Annotated in this window: 16 protein-coding genes; 11 read left to right on the top strand and 5 right to left on the bottom strand. The window is 65.8% G+C overall.

Annotated elements, in window-relative coordinates; all coding sequences use genetic code 11:
- Positions 1–13: 13 nt before the first annotated feature.
- Positions 14–817, bottom strand: coding sequence for a response regulator (locus JHW45_RS00375; protein WP_272859008.1), 804 nt, complete (start codon positions 815–817; stop codon positions 14–16).
- Between the two features lie 97 nt (positions 818–914).
- Here JHW45_RS00375 and JHW45_RS00370 point away from each other — a divergent pair, with 97 nt between their 5' ends.
- From JHW45_RS00370 to JHW45_RS00340, 7 genes are read left to right on the top strand one after another with little or no spacing between them, the layout of a single operon-like run.
- Positions 915–1061 carry a NepR family anti-sigma factor gene (locus tag JHW45_RS00370; RefSeq protein ID WP_272859007.1) on the top strand — a complete coding sequence of 49 codons (147 nt, stop codon included), beginning with the start codon at positions 915–917 and terminating at the stop codon, positions 1059–1061.
- Between the two features lie 36 nt (positions 1062–1097).
- A complete protein-coding gene (locus JHW45_RS00365) occupies positions 1098–1664 on the top strand; it encodes an RNA polymerase sigma factor (RefSeq protein WP_272859006.1) in 567 nt (188 codons plus the stop codon).
- Between the two features lie 7 nt (positions 1665–1671).
- Positions 1672–3465, top strand: a complete 1794-nt coding sequence (locus JHW45_RS00360) for a histidine kinase dimerization/phosphoacceptor domain -containing protein (RefSeq protein WP_272859005.1) — start codon at positions 1672–1674, stop codon at positions 3463–3465.
- Positions 3466–3522: 57 nt separating this feature from the next.
- Complete coding sequence (locus JHW45_RS00355; protein WP_272859004.1) at positions 3523–4203, top strand: paraquat-inducible protein A; 681 nt, start codon at positions 3523–3525, stop codon at positions 4201–4203.
- On the top strand, positions 4200–4856 hold the full coding sequence (locus tag JHW45_RS00350) for a paraquat-inducible protein A (protein WP_272859003.1): 657 nt from the start codon (positions 4200–4202) through the stop codon (positions 4854–4856). The genes JHW45_RS00355 and JHW45_RS00350 overlap by 4 nt, the downstream gene beginning before the upstream one ends.
- A gap of 26 nt (positions 4857–4882) precedes the next feature.
- On the top strand, positions 4883–7237 hold the full coding sequence (locus JHW45_RS00345; RefSeq protein ID WP_272859002.1) for an MlaD family protein: 2355 nt from the start codon (positions 4883–4885) through the stop codon (positions 7235–7237).
- 4 nt (positions 7238–7241) lie between these two features.
- Positions 7242–7874, top strand: a complete 633-nt coding sequence (locus JHW45_RS00340) for a PqiC family protein (protein WP_272859001.1) — start codon at positions 7242–7244, stop codon at positions 7872–7874.
- 127 nt (positions 7875–8001) lie between these two features.
- On the opposite strand, the gene JHW45_RS00335 is transcribed toward JHW45_RS00340, so the two are convergent.
- The 4 genes from JHW45_RS00335 to JHW45_RS00320 all read right to left on the bottom strand — a co-directional run bounded on the left by JHW45_RS00335 (position 8002) and on the right by JHW45_RS00320 (position 11720).
- Entirely contained in the window at positions 8002–8442 is a 441-nt protein-coding gene (locus JHW45_RS00335; RefSeq protein WP_272859000.1) for a hypothetical protein, read from the bottom strand.
- Between the two features lie 166 nt (positions 8443–8608).
- The gene (locus JHW45_RS00330; protein WP_272858999.1) at positions 8609–10363 is read right to left on the bottom strand and encodes a hypothetical protein; all 1755 of its coding nucleotides are present in this window, start codon (positions 10361–10363) and stop codon (positions 8609–8611) included.
- Entirely contained in the window at positions 10360–10575 is a 216-nt protein-coding gene (locus JHW45_RS00325; protein WP_272858998.1) for a hypothetical protein, read from the bottom strand. Before JHW45_RS00325 ends, JHW45_RS00330 begins: the two co-directional genes overlap by 4 nt.
- The gene (locus tag JHW45_RS00320) at positions 10575–11720 is read right to left on the bottom strand and encodes a phosphatase PAP2 family protein (RefSeq protein WP_272858997.1); all 1146 of its coding nucleotides are present in this window, start codon (positions 11718–11720) and stop codon (positions 10575–10577) included. Before JHW45_RS00320 ends, JHW45_RS00325 begins: the two co-directional genes overlap by 1 nt.
- A gap of 96 nt (positions 11721–11816) precedes the next feature.
- On the opposite strand from JHW45_RS00320, the gene JHW45_RS00315 reads away from it, so the two are divergent.
- The 4 genes from JHW45_RS00315 (at position 11817) to narJ (ending at position 19820) form a co-directional block, all read left to right on the top strand.
- Positions 11817–13394, top strand: coding sequence for an AfsR/SARP family transcriptional regulator (locus JHW45_RS00315; RefSeq protein ID WP_272858996.1), 1578 nt, complete (start codon positions 11817–11819; stop codon positions 13392–13394).
- Between the two features lie 422 nt (positions 13395–13816).
- A complete protein-coding gene (locus JHW45_RS00310) occupies positions 13817–17602 on the top strand; it encodes a nitrate reductase subunit alpha (protein ID WP_272858995.1) in 3786 nt (1261 codons plus the stop codon).
- The gene (narH, locus tag JHW45_RS00305) at positions 17599–19125 is read left to right on the top strand and encodes a nitrate reductase subunit beta (protein ID WP_272858994.1); all 1527 of its coding nucleotides are present in this window, start codon (positions 17599–17601) and stop codon (positions 19123–19125) included. The genes JHW45_RS00310 and narH overlap by 4 nt, the downstream gene beginning before the upstream one ends.
- Positions 19122–19820 carry a nitrate reductase molybdenum cofactor assembly chaperone gene (gene narJ / locus JHW45_RS00300; RefSeq protein ID WP_272858993.1) on the top strand — a complete coding sequence of 233 codons (699 nt, stop codon included), beginning with the start codon at positions 19122–19124 and terminating at the stop codon, positions 19818–19820. Before narH ends, narJ begins: the two co-directional genes overlap by 4 nt.
- The last annotated feature ends 2 nt before the right edge of the window (positions 19821–19822 follow it).

The raw sequence follows: 19822 nt of genomic DNA, 5'->3' as shown, positions 1-19822 counted from the left end.
CGGCCGCCCCGCATCAGGCCTCCATCCCCTCGGTCGAGGCAAAGAACATCGCCTGACTGACGGCCGAGCGGACCTGTTCCTCGCTGTAGGGCTTTGAGATCAGGAAGGCGGGTTCGGGACGGTCGCCGGTCAGCAGGCGCTCGGGGAACGCGGTGATGAAGATCACCGGAATATCGCCCAGATCGCGCAGCAATTCGTTCACCGCATCGATGCCGGACGATCCGTCGGCCAGCTGGATGTCGGCCAGGATCAGGTCGGGGCGCGACGATCCGGCCAGTTCGATCGCCTGACGATGCGTGCGCGCGACGCCGGTGACGGTATGGCCCATCGCCTGCACGATTCCTTTCAGGTCCATGGCGATGATCATCTCGTCCTCGATCACCATGACATTGCCCTGCAAGGCGCTGCTCATCTCGTTCAGGGCGATCTCGACCAGCTCTTCGGCTTCGGGCTGATCGATCTGCATGACGCGGGCGATCTGGTCGAAGCGCAGCTCTTCGATGGTGCGCAGCAACAGCGCCTCGCGCGAATTGGGGGTCAGCCGGCGCAGGTGATCCTGGGCGCGCTGTTCGCGGGTGGACAGATCGGCCTCGGGGACGGGCTGGCCCGAACTTTGCCAGATCGCGTGAAAGGCGCGGAACAGCGCCAGACGGGTGTCGTTTTCGCCATCCATCACGGACCGATCCGTCAGGATTGCCTCCAGCGTGGCGGCGGCATAATTGTCTCCGGCGCTTTGGCTTCCGGTCAGCGCACGGGCGTAGCGGCGCAGATAGGGAAGTTCGCGCCCGATGGATTGGGCCAGATCGGCAGGGGCCATTTCAGTTATCCTTGAATTTCGCTAGCATTGCGGAACTTTCTTTCAGGCTTAAAGGTTGCACAGCGTGCGCACAAGATTCGCGGGAAGAAGAAGTTAGATGACACCAAAGCGAAATGACAACCGGCGTGAGGCGGTCGAAAAGCAGATCGACGAGAATCTGCGGCGGGTATACGAGCAGGATGCGACCGAGCAGGTTCCGGACCGGTTTCTCGAATTGCTGAAGCAGCTGCGAGAGCAGGACTGACATGATCTCTGTGCGGGAAGGCGCTGCGATAACCATATGAACAATTCCGATACGACCGATCCCCGCGATCAGCTGGTCGACCACCTGCCCGCCCTGCGGGCCTTTGCGCTGTCGCTGACGCGCGAGGGTGCGGCCGCCGACGATCTGGTGCAGGACACCATCGTCAAGGCCTGGACCAACATGGACAAGTTTCAGGCGGGCACGAATCTGCGGGCCTGGCTGTTCACGATCCTGCGCAACACCTTCTATTCCGCGCGCCGCAAGACCAAGCGCGAGGTCAGCGACACCGACGGCATCCACGCCGCCCGGCAGGCGACCCGGCCCGAACATGACGGCAAGCTGGCCCTGCGCGATTTTCGCGTGGCATTCCAGCAGCTTCCCGACGAACAGCGCGAGGCGCTGATCCTGGTGGGCGCTTCGGGTTTTTCCTATGAGGAAGCGGCCGAGATGACCCGCGTGGCCGTGGGCACCGTCAAGTCGCGGGCCAATCGCGGCCGCCGCAAGCTGGCCGAGCTGTTGCAGCTGAAAGGCGCCGACGATCTTGACATGACGGATCAGGCGACGCTGGCCGTCATGGCCTCCAACCACACCATCGCGCGCTAGGCTTCGCGTGATCCGCGGGCTGCGCGACAGGCTGGATTTCACCCGGCGCCTTGGCTTTCGCCTGGGCGCGCTGCTGTCGGTGGCGATCCTGCCCATCGGCCTGATTTCGCTGGGCCAGAACCTGCATCTGTCGCACGAGGCGCAGCGCAGCGCCGAAATCGCGCTGCTGGGCCGTACCGCGTCGGCGGCGGCGGGCGAACGCGCCCTGCTGCTCAGCGCGCTGGGGTCGGCGGATGCGTTGGGCCCGGCGGTGCTGGACGTGCTCAGCCGCAGCGGCGATTGCAGCGATCTGATGCGCAATTTCATCGAACGCAGCGCCACCTATGTCTATGCGGGTTTCGTGCCGCTGAACGGACTTAGCACCTGCAATTCGAACCCGGATGTCGATGCGGTGACCGATGTGCGCGAATCGCCCGCCTATCAGAAATTCATCGCCTCGCCCGGCACGATGGTCACATCCGTCAGGCGCGGGGTCGTCAGCGGTCGGTCGGTGGTTCTGGTGGCCCAGCCCCTGTATCGCGACCGCGATCTTCTGGGCTATGTCGGCATCTCGCTGACCCATGAATTGCTGCGGTCCACCCATGCGATTAATTTCGGCACCGAAGGCGCGCGGATCGTCACCTTCAACCACTGGGGCGAAATCCTGACCTCGGACAGCGCCAGCGAAGGGGCCGAGGACGACATCCTGCCCGCCGATATCCCGCTGCTGAGCCTGCTGTCGCGCAACGACACCACCTTCCGCGCCCGCGCCAATACCGGCGAGATGCGGGTCTTTACCGTGGTTCCGGTCGTGCCCGGCCTTGTCTATGCGCTTGGCAGCTGGAGCCCGCAACTGGCCGGGATCGGGATGTTCCAGTTGTCGCGCATGGGGGCGGTGCTGTTTCCCGTCGCGCTGTGGGCGGTGTCGCTGGCGGTGGCCTATTTTGCGGTGTTCCGGCTGGTGCTGCGCCATATCACCGTGTTGCGCGGGCAGATGCGGCGCTTTGCCATCGGCAATCGCGACGAGCCGCCGCCGGTCCTGACCGACGCGCCGACCGAGATCTACGATGTCAGCCAGACATTCCACAACATGGCGCGAATCCTGATCCGCGACGAAGAGGCGATGGAAAATGCCGTCACCGAAAAGACGGTCCTGCTGAAAGAGGTGCATCACCGGGTGAAGAACAATCTTCAGCTGATCGCCTCGATCATCAACATGCAAAGCCGGATGATCTCGGACAGCGATGCCAAGCGCGTGCTGCGTTCGGTGCAGGACCGGGTCGCGTCGCTGGCCACGATCTATCGCAACCTGTATCAGGCCGAACATCTGGACGCGGTCGAGGCGGACCGGCTGATCGGGGACATCGTCAACCAGATGGTGAACGCGTCGGTCGGGCCGGGCAGCAACCTGCATGTCGAGACGCAGTTGCAGCCGATGGTCCTGCTGCCCGATCAGGCGGTCCCCCTGTCGCTGCTGGCGACCGAGGCGTTCACCAACGCGCTGAAATATGCCGGCATCCCGCCGGGCGAGGACGCGCCGTGGGTCCGCATCCGGCTGACCGCGCCCGAGCCGCATACCGGCATGCTGGAAATCGAGAACTCGATCGGCGCGCAAGAGATCGAGGGCGAGGGCACCGGGCTGGGCAGCCAGCTGATCGACGCCTTCTCGACCCAGCTTGAGGGCGAGGCCAGCAGCGGCATGGAGGGGTCCAGCTATGTGCTGCGCCTGCGTTTCGGCATCGAAGAGGCGACACCGCTGGCCGTCGGCGACAATCGCAGCGTCGTGCTGACCTCGGCCGCGCGTCAGGGTGCGCGGCATTAGACGCCGGTGTGATCACGCTACGCTTGCGTCGGGGCGCGACGCGCCTATCTTGTCGCCATGACCATGCGCGCCCCCTATGATCTGGATTGCGGAAAGGGGCTGATGGCCTGTCCCCGCTGCGACGCCCTGCATGTCGAGGAAGAACTGTCCAGCGGCGAAACCGCCCGTTGCGTGCGCTGCGGCACCGTGCTGGCCCGCCCGCGCAGCGGCGCGTTCAGCCAGTTGATCGCGCTGTCCTTCACCTCGATGGTGCTGCTGATGGGGGCGGTGTTCTTTCCGTTCCTTGAAATCTCTCGTCTGGGCTTCGGCAACGCGACATCGTTGTTCGGCGTGGCGCTGGCCTTTGCCGACGGCATCCTGCTGCCCCTGGTGCTGGCGGTGCTGATCATGATCGTCGGCCTGCCGGTGACGCGCGCGTTCCTGCTGGTCTATACGCTGGTGCCGCTGGCGCAGGGGCGGGCCCCCTATCGCCATGCGGCGACCGCCTTTCGCTGGTCCGAAAACCTGCGGCCCTGGTCGATGGCCGAGATTTTCGTGATCGGCACCTCGGTCGCGCTGATCAAGGTCGGCGGGCTGGCCACGGTGCATCTTGGCCCGGCCTTCTGGGCGTTCTGCGCGCTGATCGTCGTTAACGTCGCCTCGCGCGGCTTCATGTCGCAGACGACGATCTGGGACGCGATCGAGGATGCCGGCCTGCACACCGACGGTCGCGAGATGGTCGAGACCCCGCGGACATGAGCGCGCCTGCCGCCAGCGCCCCGGTGATGACCGCGCATCGCGCCGGGCTGATCGGCTGTCGCAGTTGCGGCCGGGTCTGGCCCCAGTCCGAGACGGTCTGCGCCCGCTGCGGCGCGCGGCTGACCCCGCCCGACCGGCGCTGCCTGCAGGCGGTGTGGGCGTGGATGATCGCCGGCATCGTCATGTATATCCCCGCCAATCTGTTCCCGATGATGAGCACGCGCACCTTCGCCGGGCTTCAGGGCAATTCCGAAGCGACCATCTTCGAAGGCGTGATGCAGTTGATCCATTACGGCAATTACGACATCGCCGCGATCGTGTTCGTCGCCTCGATCGTGGTGCCGGTCGCGAAATTCATCGCGATCAGCTGGCTGGCGCTGGTCGCGGGCAGGCCGGCCACGGTCGAGCAGGCCCATACCCGGCTGAAGATCTTCGAGGTGGTCGAATTCATCGGCCGCTGGTCGATGATCGACGTGTTCGTGGTCGCGATCCTGTCGGCGCTGGTGCAGCTTGGCTTCGTCGCCTCGATCCATCCCGGTCCGGCGGCGGTTTCCTTTGCCCTGTCGGTTGCCTTCACCATGCTTTCCGCGCAAAGCTTCGACCCAAGGCTGATCTGGCGCGGGCTGCCCTTGCGCAGCCGCGACACGGACTGAAGAAGACGGCAGGAACGACAGGCAGAATGACCGACACGCCACCGCCGCTGAAGCCGGCAAGCCCCGTCCGCAAGACCGCCGTGCGCGCGGCACAGGCGGGGGTCAACGTCATCTGGCTGGTGCCGATCATCGCGCTGATCGTGACGCTGGCGGTTGCCTGGAACGCCTATGCCGACCGCGGCGCGCTGATCGAGGTCGAATTCGCCGACGCCACCGGCGTGCAGCCGGGCGAGACGACGCTGCGCTTTCGCGAAATCACCGTCGGGCAGGTCGAGGCGGTCCATTTCACGCCGGACCTGTCGCGTGTCGTGGTCGAGATCCGCGTGGACAAGGACGTGGCCGAATATATCGACGTCGAGGCGCAGTTCTGGATCGTGCGCCCGCAGGTGACCGCGCAGGGCGTGACCCGGCTGGACACGGTGCTGACCGGCTCGTTCATCGAAGGCTATTGGGACGCCGAGGTCAGCACGCCCGAATCGCATTTCATCGGGCTCAGCCGCCCGCCGCTGATCCGCGAGGATGCCGAGGGCACCTGGATCACCCTGTCGATGGACAGCGCCGACGGTCTCAGCGAAGGGGCGCCGGTGCTGCATCGCGGGGTGGCGGTGGGCCGGATGGAAAATCTGCGCCTGTCGCCCGAGGACGGCATCGTCGTCGCGGACGCGTTCATCGAGGCGCCGCATGACCGGCGGCTGACGACCTCGACCGTGTTCTGGGACACGTCGGGATTTTCGCTGTCGCTTGGGCCGCGCGGGCTGTCGTTCAACGTCAATTCGCTGTCGTCGCTGTTGCAGGGGGGCGTCGCCTTCGACACGCTGGTCAGCGGCGGGCAGCGCGTGGAAAGCGGTCATGTCTTCATCCTGCAACCCGACGAGGACAGCGCCCGCAACAACCTGTTCGTGGCCGACCAGCAGGGTCAGTTGCGGCTGACCGTCCTGGTGGACAATTCGGTGCGCGGGCTTGAAAAGGGCGCCTCGGTCCATTTCCAGGGGCTGGCCGTGGGCGAGGTGACCGAACTGGCCGTCCATGTCGATGAGGAAGACGACGATTCCAGCCCCGATGTGCTGCAACAGGTCACGATCACGATCTCGCCCAGCCGGCTCGGTCTGGCGCCCGATGCGACGCCGGGCGAGGCGCTGGAGTTTCTGCGCGACGCCGTCCGGTCCGGCCTTCGCGCGCGCGTCGCCAGCGCCGGGTTCTTCGGCAGTTCGCTGATGATCGAGATGGTGAACGTCCCCGACGCGCCCGAGGCACGGATCGACATGGATGCCCAACCCTATCCGATCATTCCCGCGGTCGAGGGTGACATTTCCGACTTTACCCAGACCGCGCAGGGTTTCCTGACCCGGATCGGCAACCTGCCGATCGAGGAGGTGCTGAAATCCGCGACCGACATGATGAACAGCGTGACCGCGCTGGCGGCGTCCGACGAGACGCGGGCGATCCCGGAAAGCCTGCGCAGCACCATCGACGAGGCGCGGACCGCGCTTGCCGATGTGCGCGGGATCGTGCAGGAATTTCGCGCCAGCGGTGCGGCGGACAATGCCGGCGCCGCGCTGGAATCGGCCAGCAGCGTCGCGGCCAAGCTGAACGAGGCGGCCGACCGGCTGCCCGCGATCCTCGAGTCGCTGCAAACGGCCGCGACATCGGTGCAGGACGTGAATTTCGCCTCTATCGGCGCGCAGCTTGACGCGACGTTGCAGGATGTGCGCGACGTGATCGGCACCCCCGAGGCCGAGGCGCTGCCGCAGCGGATCACCGCCCTTGTCGAGACGCTGGACAGCGCCGCGGCGCAGGTCGAGACGCTGGCGGGCGATATCCAGCAATCGGGCGCGGGCGAGAATCTGGGCCGCATGATCGACGAGGCGACAGCCGCCTTCCGTTCCGTCCAGGAGGCGGCGGTCGATGTCCCCGAGATGGTGGACCAGATCGACGCGGCGGCAGCCAGCGTCAACGAGGTCGATTTCGCCCAGATCAGCGCGCAGGCCGAAGGCATACTGGCCGATCTGCGCGCGATGCTGGGCAGCGAGGATGCCGAACAGCTGCCGCGCAACCTGTCGTCGACGCTGGAGGCCGCGTCGGGCCTGCTGAACGATCTGCGCGACGGCAACGCCGCGGGCAGTCTGAACCAGGCGCTGGCCTCGGCCAGCGTCGCCGCCGACGAGGTCGCCAAATCGGTCCAGCAATTGCCGCAGCTGGTCCAGCGGCTGCAAAACACCGCCGCGCGGGCGGATTCGGTCTTTGCGGCCTATGGCGACCGGTCTGCCTTCAACACCGAGGCAATCAGCATGTTGCGCGAACTGCGCCGTGCGACCGAAAGTTTCGGGTCGCTGGTGCGGATGATCGAACGCAACCCGCGCGCCTTCATTCTGGGACGGTAAGACGATGACAAAACGCATATCCGCCGCGCTGATCCTGACGACGCTGGCGCTGACGGCCTGTTCGAACCCCGAAAAGACCGGCCGATTCCTGATCGACCCGCCGGCGACGGGGGCGCAGGTCGCCAACCGGCTGGGCACCGCCGAACTGAAGGACGTGTCGCTGCCCGAATACGCCGCGGACCAGGAGGTGATGTGGCAGACGGCGGATGGGGCGGTGCGATCCTCGCCCGACAATCTGTGGGCCGACGGCCCGCGCCGCGCCTTTACGCTGGCGCTGGCGCGGTCGATCTCGGACCAGTCGGGCGCCACCGTCATCGGAGAGCCGTGGCCCCTGGCCGAGCCGCCGCAGCGCGTGCTGGAGGTGCGGGTGGAAAAGGCGCTGGCGCAGGCGAACGGGGTCTATCGCCTCAGCGGGCGCTATTTCGTGGCCGACGCCGCCGGCGGCGCGGCCAACCACGCCCGCAGCTTCGACATCTCGGTGCCGCTGGCCAGCGACGATCCTTCGGCGATTGCGGCGGCCCTGTCGCAGGCCATCGCGCAGCTTGCGCGCCAGATCGCCACCCTGTCGGGGCCGGGGCGCACCATCGCCACGCGCGCCGCCACCGCCGATCCCTTCGCGCTGGACCCGCTGTTCTAGGCGCAGGCCGGAGCCGTAAAAACTTTGGCGGATGGCCCTCTCTCCGGGCCATCCGCCACGCCACCTGTGAGACAAACCGAACAGGAGGAAACTTTTTAAAACGTGAACCTCACAGGGTGGACCCGCCTTACGCAGACATGCGCGCGGGATCCTGGTCGTCCTTCGGGGAATCGGCCTGGCACCCCATGACGCGGGTGATGACCGGAAGGACATAGTGATCGAAACAGGCGCGGTCCGGGCCGAACGCGCCGGGTTTGCCAATGCCGCCGCAATCCTCGCAATCGGGGATCGTGCCCCAGCAGTTCGGACAGGCGCCAAGCGCGCAGGCAAGCATTTCGGCATGGTCGATCAGAAGACGGTTTTCCCGCTCGATCCGCCGGAACGCGGTCCAGGTAGGGCGGTCGGAACCGGACAGAGGAGCCTCCGGTTCCGACCGCCCCGGCGATGCCGCCCCCAGGGTTTCCAGAGCCCGGCGAACCGGCTCATTCTCTGCACCCCCCGGTGCCGAGCCCAGAAGCTGAAGGGCGGCAATCACGTTGTTGAAGTTCGATTTCGGTGTGGCAGACATCGTCTGACCCCCCTCTGCGTTGGCCGCGGTCGCCGGAACCCGTTCGGGCCGTTGATCGCGGTGTTGAGGAAGTTTTGCACCATCGCCGTGAAAGCGGCGTGAATCCGAACGCCCGATCGGCGTGAAAATTGCACAAATCGCCCCGATGCAGTGCGATTTTCGCGATTCAGTAGGGGGGAAAGTGGTTCAGATCGTCCAGAACCGGCGTCGGGCCGCCGATATGGGACAGCGATTCGGCCAGGGCGCGAATCGCCGCCCGGTCGGGCAGGCCTTGGCCCGCTGCCAGTTGTGCGGCCAGCCAGCGCGTCATCTGCGGGGCAGACATCGACGTTCCCGACAGAAGATCGAACGACCCGCTGCCCCGCGCGCAGACGATCATGCCGGGATGCGTGACGGAACGGTCCACCGGGGCCAGCGTGTCGCCGCCCTGATCGTCGGGCAGCAGCGAGGAATAGGCGGCAAGCTGCATGTCCTGCTGCACCGCCGCGCCGCTCCGCAAGGTGCAATCGCCGCCGGCATAGGCGTTGAACGCGCCGGTCCGCAGCACCTTGGGATGCCCGCCATTCTGGGCATCGGTCCTGATGATCCGGCCGCTTTCGTCATGGACGCGGTAGTCGGGATCGTACAGCCAGCTTTGCCGCGCCTCGCGGTGAAAGCCGCGAATCACCTCGTCGCGCTGCACGCAGATTTCGTATTCCGCCGGGTGCGACGATCCGCCGATGCCGATGCGCCATTCGCCCGACGGCGCGCAGGGCTCGTCCAGCCGTTCGGGACAGGTGGGCCGGATCATCACCGTGACGCTTTCGCGCCACGTGCCGTCGGGTCGTTGTCGCGGCTGGTAATAGGCGCGCGCCAGCTCGCGATCCCCGGCACCGGTCAGAAAGGACAGATCGCCGTTCGACGTAAATTCCGTCGTCGCCGCAGCCATGCCGGGCGGCGTCAGCGAAATCTGCAACCTGTCGTCGGGCAGGGCGTCCAGCGGCGGACCCCAGACCTCAAGCGGGGTGACGGTGCGGTCGTCGGGCGGCAGCCGCCAGCCCAGATCCTCGCCCGGCTTCAGACGGCCGCTCAGCCGGGCAAGGCGGTGATTGCCGGTCGGCAGCACGAAATGGATCGGCCCCAGCCCCGGCGCGCCCTGCCGGGACACCGCGTCCATGAAGCTTTCGATCTGGCTTGACCCGTCGCGCGCGCCCGCCGTCAGGCCGAAGCTGAGATTGATGACCACAGGCAGCCGGACCGAGCCTTGCGGCAGGTTGCGCCGAACCTCGATGAACCGGCACAGGCGATGGGCGCGGATGATGATGAACAGGAAGGACGACAGGATCGAGATGGGCGACAGCTGGCCCATCGAATCCTCGGTCACTTTCGGCGGCAGGTTGACCGCCAGAACCGGATGGTTGCGCGCCGCCGGATCGCCCGGCGCGAACCCCGCCGCCAGACCCGCGACCGCCGCGCCGTGCCCCGCCGCGAAGGCGGCGGATTGCACGCTTTCGCGGGTCATGTCGATCACGCCGCTGCGCCGATAGATCGCGTCCTCGCCGGGCAGGTGCCCGGCGGCGGCGTCGGCCAGAAGGGCGTCGATCTCGGCGCCGCGCAGCTCGATCCCCGAGGACAGGTCGATGCCGGCCCCCGATTCCGGCCGGAACCGCGCATCCTGCACCCAGATCGAGGCAATCCGCGTGCGCCCGTTCGCCAGCCGCAGCCGTTCATGCGCGAACGGAATCGCGTCATCGACAATGCCGATGATGCAGCCGGATTCGGGATCGGGCAGCGCCTCGTCCGCCAGATAGGCCAGGGCCGGATCGGACAGGTCTTGGTCGCCCATCGGCTGCGGATCGGGATTGATCGCGTCGTCCGGCAGGATGCCCGAGGGATCGTTCAGAAACGCCTCGAACGCCGAGATGGTGGCGTGCGCGATCATGGGCCAAAGCCCTGCCTGACCAGCCGGTTCAGCGCCTGTCGCATCTCCGCGGCGGGTTCGGTGTCGGCGGCAGCCTCGTTTCGCGCATGCCGCAAGTCCAGCCAGTAATGCAGATAGGCCGAGACGCCGGGCAAATCGCTTTCGTAGGCGTTTAGCGGCGGGGTCCACCGTGTCGCCGGACGATCCTGCCGCGTCGGGTTCCATTCAACCATCAGCTCCACCTGTTCTGCCATTCCCCAAGCGCCGCCGCGCAGACCGAGCGCCACATCGGCGCGGGCCGCGCGCCGCTGGCGTCGTCGGGAAAGCTGGCCGAGGGCACGTGCTGGGGGTGATCGGGGTCCAGCATCCGGTTCAGGATGTCGTAATGGAAATCCTGCGCGCGGTCGCCATCCTTGAATTCGGTGCCGTCGAAGCTGGCCGATCCGACCTGCCCGTCCGCGTCCGGCGCATAAGCGCGCGCGGCCAGATACCGGCCCAGCTGGATGCCCAGGATCGCGCCGGCCGCGCTGTCGGCGGGGAAATGCACGCCGGCGACGGTGCGGTTGATCGCGATCCGGCAGGCCAGCCGGTAAAGCTGGCTGTCTGCGGCAACCTCTGCGCCGGGGTCCTGCAACAGACTGAGAACGGTGGCCAATGTGAACGCCTGCGTCGCATGGCCGCTGGGCAGCGTGGCGTGGGTGGGGCAGGCGATCATCGGCTGGATGCGGTCGCTGAACTGCGTCACGCGCGGGCATCCAAGCGCCAGCTTGACGCGCATCACCACGAAGGTCGCCATGTCCTGCGCCATCGCCAGCATTTCAAGGATGTTGTCCGACCGGCCCGGCTCGATCGGCAGGATGCTGGCGAAGAACGGCACCAGAACCTGTGTCTGGGTCTGGATCTCGGCCAGCCGGTCGGCCCGCAACTCGGCATAGTTGGCGACGATCTGCACCGCATTGCGGAAATCGTCGAGGCCGGGCCGGGTGATCGCCACCAGCGGCGTATAGCTTGCGTTCCGCGCGTCGCCCCCCGCCGCCCGGCGCAGCACCGTCACCATGCGCGTGGTCGTCTGGTCCGGGTCGTCAGGTGCAAACTCGAACGACAGATCCTCCAGCAATTCGCCGGTCAGCACCGCCGCGCGATCATCGCCCGCCAGCCGCCGCAACCGCTGCGCCATGTCCAGCGCCGAGGGTTCGCCAGAGGCAGGCGTGATCAGCTCGGCCCCGGCGATGGCGTCCCGGCTGCGCATCAGGGCCGCGGTCAGCAGCGGCGAGGGGCCGCCATTTCCGATGGCATTTGCATTATTGGCGTTATTCGCATTATTGGCGTTGTTGGCATTATTTGCATTGTTGGCGTTGTTAGCGTTAAGGATAGACATAATGTGTTTTCCTGTCTGTCTGGCCAACGGTTTTGTCAGTTTACGGTAAAATCGCGCCAAAACATACCATTAACCTTCTTCGTCTCGGGTGGGGGGATGCCAAGGCTGACACTTCGGCTGATGGGGCCGGTCGAAATGGTCGGCCCCGACGGCGAAAACCTGAATCCGCGCGGCATGAAGGCGCGCGGGGCGCTGGCCATCATCGGCGCATCCCACGGCATGCGCGTCACCCGGTCCCGGTTGCAGGATCTGCTGTTCAGCGACCGCGACCCCGAACACGGCAATGCCAGCCTGCGTCAGGTGCTGCGCGAGATTCGTCTCGCCCTGGGCAAATATCGCGACACCCTGACGACGGGACCGGGCTGGGTCGGGCTGGATGGCGACATGCTTGCGCTGGACCTGACCGCAAGACTGTCGCTGGACGGGCAGGTTCCCGAATTCGCGTCCGATCTGGATATCGACGACCCCGAATTCGAGGACTGGATCCGCGATGTCCGTCAGCACATGGCGGCCCACGCCCCGGTCGTGTCCTCCGCGCCCGGACCCGACGACCGTTTTCCGACCATCGTCGCCCGGCCCGCCGCCGGCGTGGACGAGGGCGCGGCGGTCATGGCCGAGATGATCATGTCCGAGGCTTTGGGCCGCGTCGCCGATCTGCTGCCGGTCGAGGTGGTGACGGATCGCAGCCAGGCCGCGGGATCGGCGCTGATCGTCGAATCCCTTGCCAGCCGCAGCGACGACGATTTCGATCTGGTCGTGAAGATCACCCATCAGCCCAGCGGGCGGATCATGTTCTCGCGCCGCTTTCAGTGGCAGATGCGGGACGTGACCGCCAAGATGCACGAATTCGCGGCGAATGTGTGTCTGGCGGTGGTGCGGGTGATGGATGCCGCCGCGACCTATGACGCGGTTCTCAGCATCTCGTTCTCGGACATTTTCAGCTTTACCAAGGACCGGCTGCTGCGGGCGGACCGGACGCTTGCCAATGTCGGAGAGCGGATCAACCCGGCGGTGGTGCTGTCGCTGCGGGCGTGGCTGCGCAGCACGCTGACATTCGAAAGGCTGACCGACGATCCGCTGGGCACGCTGGCCGAGGCCGCCGATCTGTCGGCGCAGGCGCGGGATCAGGGGCCGCTGAACGCGACGGCGTTCGCGGTCAGCTCGTTCGTCGAATCCTATTTGGCGCACCCGCATGTCGACATCAACAAGCGTCACAGCGAACTGGCCTTCGAATTCGCCAGCCGCGCGGTGCAGCTGGACCCGCAGAACCCGATGGCGCGGCTGGCCTATTCGCGGTCGCTGTCGCGCATCCGCCGGTTCGATCAGGCCGCGGCCGAGGCGCAGGCGGGTCTGCAAAGCGCGTATTCCAACCTGAACCCGGCGAACTGGCACATGGAAATCGGGCTGGCCTCGTTGCAGCGCGGGGATTACACGAACGCGCTGCGCCATCTTGAGGCGGTGCATCAGCACGCGCCCGACAACCGGCCCGCGCTGCGGTTCCTGTCGGCCCTGCGCTTTCACCTGAACGATCAGGCCGGCGCGCAACAGGCGCTGCAATCGCTGAAAAAGCTGGAACCCGATTTCACGCTGGAGTTGATGGCCAGCCCCAGCTATCCGGTCGATTCGCTGCGCGAGGGGAAACTGCTGGGGATCACGCGATCCGGGCTGATCTAGAGGCGCGATTCCCCGGCGCGACGGGGCTGACACCACCGAAAACCCGAAGAAAGTCAGCGTCCTGACCGGCGGCGATGCACGTCCTTCCGATTGCGCGCGAATCATCGGGTGCACGCGGCCATCCTTGATCTAAGTCAAGGAACGGTGGCCGCGTCCTGATAAAGCTGTGTCCATACCCGGCCACGACGCAGGATGAGGTCCACCGACCTCGCCGCGTCATCGGCCCGGAACAAGGGGGACGCCAGCGTGACGCACACGACGCCATGGCCCGCATCGGGCGAAGCTTCGCGGATCGCCTTTTCTTCATGGTGCGCGCGCCCCGCCGCCCGTTTTCCCGCCTGCACGACATCTTGGATGACCGGGGCTGCCGCATCGCCGGCCCATCCGGCAACGACCCATCTGGAAGGAAGAGGTATCCACCCATGAGCCATTTCGTCGACCGCCTGACCTTCTTCCGCGCCAAGCGTGAAAAATATTCCGAAGGTCACGGCATCACCACGAACGAAAGCCGCGCATGGGAGGACGCCTATCGCAAGCGTTGGGCGGCCGACAAGATCGTGCGTTCGACCCACGGCGTGAACTGCACCGGGTCCTGTTCCTGGAAGATCTATGTCAAGGGCGGCATCGTGACATGGGAAACGCAGCAGACCGACTATCCGCGCACCCGCCCGGACCTGCCCAACCACGAACCGCGCGGCTGCCCGCGCGGGGCCAGCTATTCCTGGTATCTCTATTCCGGGACGCGGGTGAAATATCCGCTGGCGCGCGCCCGGCTGATCCGCCACTGGCGCGCGGCGCGGGCCCAGATGAGCCCGGTCGCGGCATGGCGCTCGATCGTCGAGGATGCCGACAAGCGTCGCGACTGGGTGTCGAAACGCGGGCGCGGCGGCTTTGTGCGCGTCAGCTGGGACGAGATCAACGAGATGATCGCCGCCGCTAACGCCTATACGGTGCGCGAATACGGCCCCGACCGGGTGGCGGGCTTCTCGCCCATTCCGGCGATGTCGATGATCTCCTACGCCGCCGGCAGCCGCTATCTCAGCCTGTTGGGCGGGACGATCCTCAGCTTCTATGACTGGTATTGCGACCTGCCGCCGTCCAGTCCGCAGACCTGGGGCGAACAGACGGACGTGCCGGAATCGGCCGACTGGTACAATGCCGGCTTTCTGCTGGTCTGGGGGTCGAACGTCCCGATGACGCGGGCGCCCGATGCGCATTTCTATTCCGAGGTGCGCTATCGCGGCGCGAAATCGGCGGTGATCGCGCCCGATTATAACGAGGCGGCCAAATTCGCCGATATCTGGCTGCATCCGAAGCAGGGCACCGATGCGGCCCTGGCGCTGGCGCTGGGCCATGTCGCGCTGCGCGAGTTCTATCTTGACCGGAAGTCGGAATATTTCACCGACTATACGCGCAAATATTCCGATTTCCCGCTGCTTGTGACGCTGAGCGAACGAAACGGACAGCTTGTGCCCGACCGGATGCTGCGCGCCGCCGATCTGCCCGATGCGTTGGGCGAGACCAACAACCCCGACTGGAAGGCGGTCGGCATCGACGAGAACAGCGGTGAACTGGTCGCGCCCCTTGGGTCCTCGGGCTATCGCTGGGGCGAATCGGGCAAGTGGAACCTGGAGGAAAAGGACGGCCAGGGCCGCGACATCCGGCTGACGCTGACGCTGGCCGACCGTCACGACGCCATCGAGCCGGTCGGATTCCCCTATTTCGGCGGAACGGCCGCGCATGACTGGACCGCGACCGCCCACGAACAGGTCCTGACCCGCAACATTCCCGTGCGCGAGATCGCGACCAGGGATGGCGGCCGGGTCAAGGTGGCGACGGTGTTCGACCTTTATTGCGCCAATTACGGGCTGGACCGGGGCTTTGGCGGCGAGAACGTCGCCACGGATTACAACGACGATGTGCCGTTCACCCCTGCCTGGGCCGAGAAGGTGACGGGGGTCAAGCGTGATGCGATCATCCAGATCGCGCGTGAATTCGCCCAGAACGCGGAAACCACGCAGGGCCGGTCGATGGTGATCCTGGGGGCCGGGCTGAACCACTGGTATCACATGGACATGAGCTATCGCGGCATCATCCAGCTTCTGGTGATGTGCGGCTGCATCGGCAAGTCGGGCGGTGGCTGGGCGCATTACGTGGGCCAGGAAAAGCTGCGCCCGCAGACCGGCTGGCTGCCCCTGGCCTTCGCGCTGGACTGGACGCGGCCGCCGCGGCAGATGAACGGCACCAGCTTCTTCTATGCCCACAGCGATCAGTGGCGATACGAATCGATGAAGGTGTCCGAGCTTCTGTCGCCCACCGCACCCGAAGGCGACTGGTCCGGCGCGATGATCGACTACAACGTGCGCGCCGAACGGATGGGCTGGCTGCCCTCGGCGCCGCAGCTGCACCAGAACCCGCTGACGGTCGGTGCGGAGCTGGCCAAGGAAGGCGGCAATGCCGGCGAGGCCGTGGCCGCGAAGCTGAAATCGAAAGAGCTGAGCTTTGCGAATGCCGATCCCGACCATCCCCGGAACTGGCCGCGCAACATGTTCTTCTGGCGCTCGAACGTGCTGGGGGCCAGCGGCAAGGGCCACGAATATTTCCTCAAGCATTTCATCGGCTCGATGCATGGCGTGATCGGCACCGACACGGCCGAGGGGCTGGTGCGCCCCGACGAGGTCGTCTGGCACGACAAGGCGCCGGTCGGAAAGCTTGACCTGATGGTGAACATCGATTTCCGCATGTCCACCACCAGCCTCTATTCCGACATCGTGCTGCCGACCGCGACCTGGTACGAGAAACACGATCTCAACACCACGGACATGCATCCCTTCATCCACCCGCTGACGGCCGCCGTGGACCCGTCATGGGAGGCGCGCAGCGACTGGAACATCTTCCGCGGTCTGGCGCAGGCGTTTTCCGAGGTCGCCCCCGAAGTGCTGGGCGTCGAACATGACGTCGTGCTGACCCCGATCCAGCACGACAGCCCGGGCGAGCTTGCCCAGCCCTACGTGCCGCAGGACTGGGGTCGCGGCGAATGCGAACCGGTCCCCGGCAAGACGATGCCAAGCGTGGCCCTGGTCGAGCGGAACTATCCCGAGGTCTTTGCCCGCTTCACCTCGCTTGGGCCGGCGCTGGAAAAGCTGGGCAACGGATCGAAGGGGTTGAACTGGGACACCGGGCATGAGGTCGACCTGCTGGGCCGGCTGAACGGAACCGTCGCCGACGGCCCGGCCAAGGGCCGCCCGAAGATCGACGCCGATATCGACGCCTGCGAAACGATCCTGATGCTGGCGCCGGAAACCAACGGCGAGGTGGCCCTGAAGGCCTGGGCGGCGCTGTCGAAGGCGACGGGGCGCAGCCATGCGCATCTGGCCGAGGGCAAGGAAGAGGAAAAGATCCGTTTCCGCGACGTCGTCAGCCAGCCGCGCAAGATCGTCAGCAGCCCGACCTGGTCCGGGATCGAAAGCGAAAAGGTCTGCTATAACGCCGGCTGGACCAACGTGCACGAACTGATCCCGTGGCGGACCCTGACCGGACGGCAGCAGCTTTACCAGGATCATCACTGGATGCGGGCATTCGGCGAGGCGTTCGTGACGTGGAAGCCGCCCATCGACACCCGCAGCGTTGCCGCGGCACTGGGCAAGCTGCCCAACGGGAACAAGGAAATCCAGCTGAACTTCCTGACGCCGCACCAGAAATGGGGCATCCACTCGACCTATACCGAGAACCTCATCATGCTCAGCCTCAACCGCGGCGGTCCCGCCGTCTGGATCAGCGAGGACGACGCCCGCGAAGCCGGGATCGTCGACAATGACTGGATCGAGGCGTTCAACATAAACGGCGCGCTGACGGCGCGGGCCATCGTCAGCCAGCGGATCATGCCCGGTTCCTGCATCATGTATCACGCGCAGGAAAAGCTGGTGAACGTGGTGGGCTCGGAGATGACCGGCCAGCGCGGCGGCATCCACAACTCGGTCACGCGGATCAACATGAAGCCCACCCACATGATCGGCGGCTATGCGCAGCTTGCCTATGGCTTCAACTATTACGGCACCGTCGGCGCGAACCGCGACGAGATTGTGATCCTGCGCAAGATGAGCAAGGTCAACTGGTTCGACAAGGCCTCGCACGACCCGGCCGAGGATGGCGCGGCCGACGAAAGCCGATCCGCCCCCATGCAGGACACGACAGGAGCACAGGCATGAAGATTCGCGCGCAGATCTCGATGGTGCTGAACCTCGACAAATGCATCGGCTGTCACACCTGTTCGGTCACCTGCAAGAACGTGTGGACCAACCGCGAGGGGGTGGAATACGTCTGGTTCAACAACGTCGAGACCAAACCCGGCATCGGCTATCCCAAGGACTGGGAAAACCAGGACCGCTGGCAAGGGGGCTGGGTCCGCCGGAAGAACGGCCGCATCGTGCCGCGTCAGGGGTCGAAATGGCGGATCCTTGCCAAGATCTTCGCCAACCCGCATCTGCCCGAGATCGACGATTTCTACGAGCCTTACACATTCGAATACGACTGGCTTCAGAAAGCGCCCGAGATGCAGGCGCAGCCCTCGGCCAAGCCGCGATCGCTGCTGACCGGCGAGGTCATCAACAAGATCGAATGGTCCGGCAACTGGGAGGACATGCTGGGCGGCGAGTTTTCAAGCCGCAGCCGCGATTACAATTTCGAAGGCATCGAAAAGGAGATCTACGGCCAGTTCGAAGAAACCTTCATGATGTATCTGCCGCGCCTGTGCGAGCACTGTCTGAACCCGTCCTGCCTTGCCTCTTGCCCCTCGGGCGCGATCTACAAGCGCGAGGAAGACGGGATCGTGCTGATCGACCAGGAAAAATGCCGCGGCTGGCGGATGTGCGTGTCGGGCTGTCCCTACAAGAAGATCTATTACAACTGGTCCACCGGAAAATCCGAGAAATGCATCTTCTGCTATCCCCGGATCGAGACGGGACAGCCGACGGTCTGTTCGGAAACCTGCGTCGGGCGCATCCGCTATCTGGGGGTCGTGTTGTATGACGCCGACAAGATCGAGGCCGCGGCCTCGGTCGAGGACCCCAAGGATCTGTATCCGGCGCAGCTTGGCGTCTTCCTTGACCCGCACGATCCCGAGGTGCAGGCCGAGGCGCGCGCACAGGGCATTCCCGACCAGTGGATCGAGGCGGCGGTGCGTTCGCCGATCTGGAAGATGGCGATGGATTGGAAGATCGCCTTCCCGCTGCATCCCGAATACCGCACCCTGCCAATGGTGTGGTATGTGCCGCCGCTGTCGCCGATCCAGTCGGCGCACGAGGCCGGCAAGATCAGCGGCCGGGACGGGATGCCCGATGTGCGCAGCCTGCGCATCCCGCTGCGCTATCTGGCGAACCTGCTGACGGCCGGCGACGAGGCCCCGGTGGCCAGCGCGCTGGAACGGATGCTGGCCATGCGCGCCTATATGCGCGCCAAAAGCGTCGAGGGGCGGATCGACCCCTCGATCCCCGAACGCGTCGGCCTTACCCAGGACATGATCGAGGACATGTACAAGACCATGGCGCTTGCCGCCTACGAGGATCGCTATGTCATCCCCACGACCCACCGCGAGGTGGAAGAGGATGCCTATGCGCTGCGCGGGTCGGCGGGCTTTGCCTTTCGCGAGCCGCGCGGCGGGTCCAGCAAGACCAACCTGTTCGGCGGCTCGAAACGGACACCCAGAAAACCCTATATGGATTCGCCGACATGAGGCTGACATTACGCACACTCGCCGCGCTGCTAAGCTATCCGTCCGCGGAACTTCGCGCACATATCGGCGACATTCGCGCGGCGCTGGATAGCGAAGCGGCGCTGCCCCGACAGGCGCGGGACGGGCTGGAGCCGATCCTCGACCGGTTGCAGCGCGACGAGGTGATCGACGCGCAGGCCGGCTATACCGACCTGTTCGACCGCTCGCGCGCCTTGTCGCTGCACCTGTTCGAACATGTTCACGGCGAAAACCGCGAGCGGGGACAGGCCATGCTGGACCTGAACCAGCAATATATCGAGGCGGGGCTGCTGCTCGATTCGCAGGAATTGCCCGATTTCATTCCGATCTTCCTGGAATACGCATCCTGCCTGCCCGCGCCCGAGGCGCGCGAGACGTTGGGCCAGCCCGCCCATGTGTTTGCCGCGCTGGACGCGCGGCTGCGCGACCGGGATTCGGATTATGCCGCCGTCTTCGGCGCGATCCTGGCGCTGGCGAACGCCGTGCCCGACCGCGACGCGCTGGACGAATTGCAGAAGAACGTGCCGTCGGAAGATCCGGCGCTGATCGACGAGGAATGGGAGGAGAAGGAGGTCACCTTCTCGGGCGCGCACGACATGGGGGGACCGACCGGAATCGTCGCCCGCCTGCGCGCCAAGGGCAAGGCGATGACCGCAGCACGCGGCACCAGAAGCTGAGG

The organism is Paracoccus stylophorae (assembly GCF_028553765.1).
Classification (GTDB): Bacteria; Pseudomonadota; Alphaproteobacteria; order Rhodobacterales; family Rhodobacteraceae; genus Paracoccus; species Paracoccus stylophorae.
Note: the sequence above shows the minus strand (reverse complement) of the source record. Positions and strands in the feature narration are given on the sequence as shown.